Here is a 6,851-nt window from a genome sequence, read left to right as displayed (position 1 = left end):
GGACCGCGCGGGGCGAGGCGGAGCGGGACCGCGCGAGGGACGCCGACGAGACGCGAGCGCCCGGACGTCCGCCCCGGCCGGGGCGGACGTCCAAGGGTCCCGCACGAGGGCAGACACCCGGTGCGAACCCTCACGTCGACCTGGGGGTGTGTGACGAAGTCCACCCCATAGGGTGGACTTCGTCAGGTAGAAACGCACACGGGCCGAAACGCCCCCGCCCCCGGCGGCTCAGCCCTTCTTGGGCTCGGGGAAACCGAGCGGCTTGGACTTCTCGGCGTGCTGCTGGGCGAGGTTCTCCTCGACCTTGCGGCCGGTCTCGGCGTCGATCTGGCTGATGTACCACAGCGCGCGCTTTTGGACGTCGCCCTTCACCTGGGACATCTGCCCGGTCAGGGTCTCCACGAAGCGGGCGCGCTGGTCGTCGTTCCAGACCTCCCGGACGAGGGTGCCGGCCTGGCCGAAGTCGTCGTCTTCCGCGTGCAGCGTGTAGGCCGAGCGGACGAGCTCGCCGTCGGCCTCCCAGCCCTCGGCGGTCGGGCCCTCCTGGTCGGAGAACGGACGCCCGAACGAGTTCGGCGCGTACACCGGACGATCGTTCAACTGCTCCACGTTCATGTTGCCGTCGAACATGTAGGTGTCCGTGGTGTCGGTGATCGGCTTGTTCACCGGAACCTGCCGGAAGTTCGTGCCGACGCGGGCGCGGCCGGCGTCCGCGTAGGCGAAGACGCGCCCGAGCAGCATCTTGTCGGGGGAGAACCCGATGCCCGGGACGACCGCGCTCGGCTCGAACACCGCCTGCTCGATCTGGGCGAAGTGGTTCACCGGGTTCTCGTTCAGGGTCATCGTGCCGACCTCGATGAGCGGGTAGTCGTGGTGCGACCACGTCTTGGTCAGGTCGAACGGGTTGAACCGGTAGGTGGCCGCCTCGTCGTACGGCATGACCTGCACCGACAGCTTCCACTGCGGGAAGTCGCCGCTCTTGATCGCCTCGAATAGGTCGCGGCGGTGGAAGTCGGCGTCCTGCCCGGCCATGTCGTCGGCCTCGTCGCCGGTCAGGCACTCGACGCCCTGCTGGGTGTGGAAGTGGTACTTCACCCAGAACCGCTCGCCGGCCTCGTTGACCCACTGGTAGGTGTGCGAGCCGTAGCCGTTCATGTGGCGCCAGGTCTTCGGCAGGCCGCGGTCGCCCATCAGATAGGTCACCTGGTGCGCCGACTCGGGCGTCAACGACCAGAAGTCCCACTGCATCGTCGCGTCGCGCAGGCCCGAGTCGGGCAGGCGCTTCTGGCTGGAGATGAAGTGCGGGAACTTCATCGGGTCGCGCACGAAGAAGATCGGGGTGTTGTTGCCGACCAGGTCGTAGTTGCCCTCGGTCGTGTAGAACTTCAGCGCGAACCCGCGGACGTCGCGCCACGTGTCCGGCGAGCCGAGCTCGCCGGCGACGGTCGAGAACCGCGCCAGCATGCGCGTCTTCGTGCCGGGCTGGAACACGGCCGCCTTCGTGTACTTGCTGACGTCGGCGGTCACCTCGAACTCGCCGAACGCGCCTGAGCCCTTCGCGTGCGGACGCCGCTCGGGCACGTTGCGCCGGTTGAACGCGGCCAGGGTCTCGACCAGGTGCACGTCCTGCAGCAGGACCGGCCCGTTCGGGCCCACGGTGAGGGAGTTGCGGTCGCTCTCGGCGATCGAGCCGCTGCTGGTGCGCGAGCCGCTGGTGTTCAGATCGGCGGGGGGCTGGGCGTTACCGGGGCCGGACTTCTCTGTCATGACGGATCCTCTCTGAGACGCACGTAGTCAGATGCACTTACCCTGATCCAACCACCGAGACCGTCAGGGCTCAATTGCACGAAAGTCGTAATCCATGCTAACTGCGCCGCGCGTCCCGGTGTGCTCGCGGCGTCGTCGGCGTTGCGCGTTAGGCGTGGGAGCCGCCCTCGTTCTCGCCGGACGCCCCCGGCGTCGGCTTCTGGGGGCGCGCGAACGTGAAGCTGCCGAGCGTGGACGACGGGAGCGTGGAGCGCGTCGTCGGGCGTGCTTTCTCGGGGGACGCCGCGCGCTCGCCGCCGCCCGCGGCGTCCTTGGCCTCCCCGGGGCGGTTGGGACGGACGTCGCCACCGATCGCCTCCCGGACGGCCTTGCCGAACGGGTCGTCGTCGGAGCTTTCGTAGGTGCGTGTCTCGGGCATGGACCGCATCGTACCCATCCCGCCCGAACGGGTGGATTACCTTGTCAGTAAAGGTTAGGACTGCTTCCGACCAGTGACCCCCGCCCTCGAGGAGGCCACCGTCTCGTGTAGGGTGGACAGTGGTTGTTGAAGTTATAGCGTTCTTTGCAGGATTTCGCGGCTACCCCTCGGGGGGCCGCCAATTTTATTGAGAAGACGTTTTGAGCATCTGCACCACCAACGGGCGTCCACCCCGGGCGTCCACCTTCTCAAGAGAGTAGAAACACATCATGGCTACCGGAACCGTCAAGTGGTTCAACGCTGACAAGGGCTTCGGCTTCATTTCCCCCGACGACGGCTCGGCCGACGTCTTCGCCCACTACTCCGCGATCAACGCGAAGGGCTTCCGTTCTCTGAACGAGAACGACAAGGTCGAGTTCGAGGTCCAGCAGGGCCCCAAGGGCCTTCAGGCCGCGAACATCACCCTCATCCGCTGACGAAGCACGCACCGAGCGAGCTCACAGCCGCCGCGTCGCCCCGGGCGACGCGGCGGCTGCGCTTTTCGGGCGGACCCCGCGTCGCTCGGGCGGTTGCCCCGCGCTTTTCCGGACGGTTGCCCGCTGTCTAGGGTGGGGACATGACTAGCACCCTCGTCCTGATCGCCAATGCGGGCGACGCGACCGTCTCCGCGTTCGAGTTGGACGCCGCGGCCAGCCCCGCGTCCCTGCGCTACCTCGCGTCCAACGCCCTGCCCGCGCCGAGCAGCACGTTCGCGGTGGACGCCGAAGCCCTCCGCGTCTACGCGGGCGTGAAGGCCACCGAGGAGGAGCCGAACCGCATCCTCACGCTCGCGCTCGACCCGTCGACGGGCGAGCTGACGCAGGAGTCCGAGGTGGAGGTGGACGCCTCCGTCACCTACCTCGCGCTCTCGCCCGACCGGAAGTCGCTGCTCGGCGCCAGCTACGGCGGCGGCGTGGGCCACGTGTGGCCGGTCACGGACGGTGTCGTGGGGACGCCGACGGCGTCCGTCGAATTCCCGAACCTGCACTGCGTGGTCACGTCCTCGGACGGCTGCGCCTACTTCGTCTCCCTGGGGGCCGACCTGGTGGCGCAGTACCGCCTCGGCGGCGGCCTGCTGACGCCGCTCGACCCGCCGACCGTCGAGCTGCCGCAGGGCAGCGGGCCGCGGCACCTGATTCTCAACGCCGCGGAGGACGCGGCCTACCTGATGACCGAGTTCACGGGGAAGGCGTTCCGGCTGGCGCGGGCGTCCGACGGCACGCTCACCGTGGAGGAGGAGGTGGCGGCCTACGACACCGACGCCGGGCTGCGGCAGAGCGTGTTCGGGGCCGACCCGGTCGAGGGGCACCTCGTCTGGGGCGCCGACCTGCACCTCGCGCGCGACGAGCGGTTCCTGGTCTGCTCCGAGCGCACCGAGTCGACGCTGGCCACGGTGGCGCTGGGGGAGGACGGGTCGTTCCGCGGCGTCCTGGCGCTCGCCGAGACCGAGAAGCAGCCGCGCGGGTTCGGCGTGGCGCCCGACGGCGTCCATCTGGTGGCGGTCGGCGAGGAGTCGACGCAGGCGAGCCTGTACGCGGTCGGTGACGACGGCGTCCTGGAGCAGGAGGGCCGCGTCCGGACGGGCGCGGGCGCCAACTGGGTGCGCTTCGTCGAGGTGGGCTGACCCGAGCGGCCGGGCGCCGCGCGGGTCAGTCGGCGTCCGGCTCGTCGGGGTCGTGGACGGCCAGGTCGTGCAGGAAGGTCTCCGCCCAGCGGTTGATGTCGTGGGTGAAGACCTGCCGGCGCAGCGCGCGCATGCGCCGGCGCTTGCGGTCGGGCGAATCGTTCATCGCCTGCAGGATCGTCTCTTTCATGCCGTTGATGTCGTATGGGTTCACCTGGTAGCTGCGCTTCAGTTCGAGCGCGGCGCCGGCGAACTCGCTGAGCACGAGCGCGCCCGTGTTCCCGGGGCGGCAGGCGAGGTACTCCTTCGCGACCAGGTTCATGCCGTCGCGCAGGGGCGTCACCACCATCACGTCGGCGATCCGGTACATCGCGGCCATCTCGGCTCGCGGCAGCGAGGTGTGCAGGTAGGTGATGGGGGCGCGTCCGACACGACCCATGTCGCCGTTGATGCGCCCGACCAGCAGTTCGATGTCGTCGCGGAGCCGCTTGTACTCCTCGACGCGTTCGCGGGACGGCGTCGCCACCTGCACGAACACCGCCTCGTCGGGGTCGAGCTCGCCGTCCTTGAAGAGCTCGCCGAACGCGCGGATTCGCTGCCGCAGGCCCTTCGTGTAGTCGAGGCGGTCGACGCCGAAGAAGACGGTCTTGGCGTCCAACTCCTGGCGGAGCTCCTTGGCTCGGGCGACGACCTCGGGCGAGTTCGACAGCGACTCGAACGCTTCGGAGTCGATGGAGATCGGGTAGGCGGCCGCGCGGGCGTGGCGTCCGTCGGGGGTGGAGAACCCGTCGCGCTTCGTCGCGTAGCCGAGCGCGGTGCGCAGGAGGCGGAGGTAGTTGTGGGCGGCGCTCGGCGTCTGGAATCCGACGAGGTCGGAGCCGGCCAGGCCCTCCAGGATCTGCCGGCGCCACGGCAGCTGCTGGAACAGCTCGGCCGGTGGGAACGGGATGTGGAGGAAGAACCCGATCTTCAGATCCGGGCGCTGGTCGCGGAGCATCTGGGGGACGAGCTGCAACTGGTAGTCCTGCACCCAGACGGTGGCGTCCGGCTCCGCGGTCTGGGCCGCGGCGTCCGCGAAGCGACGATTGATGGCGACGTACGCGTCCCACCACTCGCGGTGGAACTCGGGGAACGCGACCGAGTCGTGGTACAGCGGCCAGAGCGTCGCGTTCGACATGCCCTCGTAGTACTCCTCGACCTCGCCCGCCGAAAGCGGCACGGGGACGAGCTTGATGCCGTCGGCCTCGAACGGGCTGAGCGTCTCGTCGGGGGCGCCGTGCCACCCGATCCACGCGCCCTCGTTCGCCTTCATGACCGGTTCGAGGGCCGTGACGAGCCCGCCGGGCGCGGTTCGCCAGGAGGTTTCGCCGTCGTTCTGCACCCGCTCGACCGGCAGGCGGTTCGCCACGACGACGAACGATGCTGTGTAGCTTTCAGGGGACCCGTTGGAAGAATTGCCGTTCACTTCGCCCACCTCCACCCCTAACTTAGGAACTGCAAGGCTCAACCGCTACCCACTTTGAGGGGGACGCCCGTGTCCATCGTCACCGAAGAGGGACGCCGCGCCTGGCAGTCCATCGTCGCGAACCCGGGCGGGACGCTGCTCTGCAGCGACTTCGACGGGGTGCTGTCGCCGATCGTCCTGAACCCCGACGAGGCGTACGCCGACCCGGCGACCATCGCCGCGCTGAGCCGGCTGGGCGGCGTCCTGGGGAAGATCGCGATCGTCACCGGACGCGTCGCGCGCAAAGCCGTGCAGCTCGGCCGGCTCGACGGGGACGCCGGGCTGCGGGGCATGTCGGTGCTCGGGTTGTACGGGCAGGAGCGGTGGGACGCCGCGTCCGGGGAGTATCTGGAGCCCGAGCCGCCCGCGGGGCTGGAGGACGTGAAGGCCGAGCTGCCGGGGGTGCTGCGTGCGGCCGGCGTCGAGGCGGCGCGGGTGGAGGACAAGCGGCTGTCGATCGGCGTCCACACGCGCGCGCTGCCCGACCCGGCCGGGGCGTTCGCCGCCCTGGAGGGGCCGGTGTACGAGCTGGCCGCGCGGCACGGGCTCGTCGTCGAGCCGGGGAAGAACGTGCTGGAGATCCGTGGGGAGGGCGTCGACAAGGGGGACGCCGTCCGGGCGCTCGTGGGGGAGGTGCGTCCGGCGGTGGTGATCTTCGCCGGCGACGACCTGGGCGACGTGGCCGCCTTCCGGGCGGTGAGGGAACTGCGTCGTGAGGGCCTGAAGGGGCTGCTGATCTGCTCCGGATCCGACGAGCAGGACGCCCTGGTCGAGCTGGCCGACGTCGTCGTCGACGGTCCGGCGGGGGTGGCGAGGTTGTTTGCCGAACTCGCCGACGCGTTGGGTGTGTGAGGTGCGCTGAGGCGTCCTGCCGTTGGAGGGGCAGAAACGCCTCACTGAGGATTGCCCGGGGGGCGGCCGAGGAGGCCGCCGACGCGGAGGCGTCCGCTGAGGTGGGGGGCTTCCTCGGCGATCAGATCGTCCAGGGCCGACTGCGCGCCCGGCAGGGTGGCGCGGAAGAGCCGCTGGAAGAGTTCGGACGCCGCCAGGGCTCCGTGACCGGGCGGAAGCAATTCGTCGGGGAGGTCCGGGTCTTGCCACGGGGACGCCCGCCAGGCGTCCACCACCCGGATGTTCGCCGCGAACGCGTCCGCCGGTGCCAGTGACCCGCTTTCGGCGTCCCGGGCGAGCGAGCCGAAGGCGTCCAGGAAGGGCTCGTAGACGCGCGCGAGTTCGTCGAGATCCCAGGCGGTGAGCGGATCGACGCCGACGAGTTCGTCGGCGTCCACGCGCACCGCCAGGTAGTCGCTCACGGCGTTCTCGGCGAAGAGCCGGCGTACCTCCTCGAGGCCGACGCGCGCCGAGACCCACATGCCGGCCGGTAGGTGGCCGAAGCCGCGCCACTTCAGACCGTGACGGAGGCGGTCGCGGCGCGCGCGGTCGCCCTCGGGGACGCTGAAGCAGACGCAGGTCCACCGCCGATCCCACGCCCGTGCGGC

At 70.0% G+C, this 6,851-nt stretch carries 7 protein-coding genes; 3 read left to right on the top strand and 4 right to left on the bottom strand.

The window, feature by feature from the left end; genetic code table 11:
* Positions 1–228: 228 nt before the first annotated feature.
* The gene (locus tag WMJ97_RS13740; RefSeq protein WP_347349571.1) at positions 229–1,767 is read right to left on the bottom strand and encodes a catalase; all 1,539 of its coding nucleotides are present in this window, start codon (positions 1,765–1,767) and stop codon (positions 229–231) included.
* A gap of 148 nt (positions 1,768–1,915) precedes the next feature.
* Positions 1,916–2,185, bottom strand: coding sequence for a hypothetical protein (locus WMJ97_RS13735; protein WP_347349570.1), 270 nt, complete (start codon positions 2,183–2,185; stop codon positions 1,916–1,918).
* A gap of 269 nt (positions 2,186–2,454) precedes the next feature.
* Between WMJ97_RS13735 and WMJ97_RS13730 the strand changes: the two genes are divergently transcribed.
* Together WMJ97_RS13730 and WMJ97_RS13725 are read left to right on the top strand one after the other, a co-directional pair.
* The gene (locus tag WMJ97_RS13730) at positions 2,455–2,661 is read left to right on the top strand and encodes a cold-shock protein (RefSeq protein ID WP_347349569.1); all 207 of its coding nucleotides are present in this window, start codon (positions 2,455–2,457) and stop codon (positions 2,659–2,661) included.
* Positions 2,662–2,801: 140 nt separating this feature from the next.
* Positions 2,802–3,848, top strand: coding sequence for a beta-propeller fold lactonase family protein (locus WMJ97_RS13725; protein WP_347349568.1), 1,047 nt, complete (start codon positions 2,802–2,804; stop codon positions 3,846–3,848).
* A 25-nt stretch (positions 3,849–3,873) separates the two neighbouring features.
* On the opposite strand, the gene WMJ97_RS13720 is transcribed toward WMJ97_RS13725, so the two are convergent.
* Positions 3,874–5,313: a trehalose-6-phosphate synthase gene (locus WMJ97_RS13720; protein ID WP_347349567.1), complete on the bottom strand. Its 1,440-nt coding sequence runs from the start codon at positions 5,311–5,313 to the stop codon at positions 3,874–3,876.
* Positions 5,314–5,382: 69 nt separating this feature from the next.
* Between WMJ97_RS13720 and otsB the strand changes: the two genes are divergently transcribed.
* The gene (otsB, locus tag WMJ97_RS13715; protein WP_347349566.1) at positions 5,383–6,204 is read left to right on the top strand and encodes a trehalose-phosphatase; all 822 of its coding nucleotides are present in this window, start codon (positions 5,383–5,385) and stop codon (positions 6,202–6,204) included.
* A 41-nt stretch (positions 6,205–6,245) separates the two neighbouring features.
* Here otsB and WMJ97_RS13710 read toward each other — a convergent pair.
* A partial coding sequence (locus tag WMJ97_RS13710) for a PaaX family transcriptional regulator C-terminal domain-containing protein (protein ID WP_347349565.1) occupies positions 6,246–6,851 on the bottom strand: 606 nt, incomplete at its 5' end.

The sequence above is a fragment of the Nigerium sp. genome (genome assembly GCF_039811905.1).
In the GTDB taxonomy this organism is placed as follows: Bacteria; Actinomycetota; Actinomycetes; order Propionibacteriales; family Propionibacteriaceae; genus Propioniciclava.
This window is presented reverse-complemented; position numbering and strand designations above follow the sequence as displayed.

What these genes read in the sequence shown, in the direction of transcription:
- WMJ97_RS13725 (WP_347349568.1), top strand. Translation starts at nt 2,802, where the DNA reads ATGACTAGCACCCTCGTCCTGATCGCCAATGCGGGCGACGCGACCGTC.
- WMJ97_RS13735 (WP_347349570.1), bottom strand. Translation starts at nt 2,185, where the DNA reads ATGCCCGAGACACGCACCTACGAAAGCTCCGACGACGACCCGTTCGGC.
- WMJ97_RS13740 (WP_347349571.1), bottom strand. Translation starts at nt 1,767, where the DNA reads ATGACAGAGAAGTCCGGCCCCGGTAACGCCCAGCCCCCCGCCGATCTG.
- WMJ97_RS13730 (WP_347349569.1), top strand. Translation starts at nt 2,455, where the DNA reads ATGGCTACCGGAACCGTCAAGTGGTTCAACGCTGACAAGGGCTTCGGC.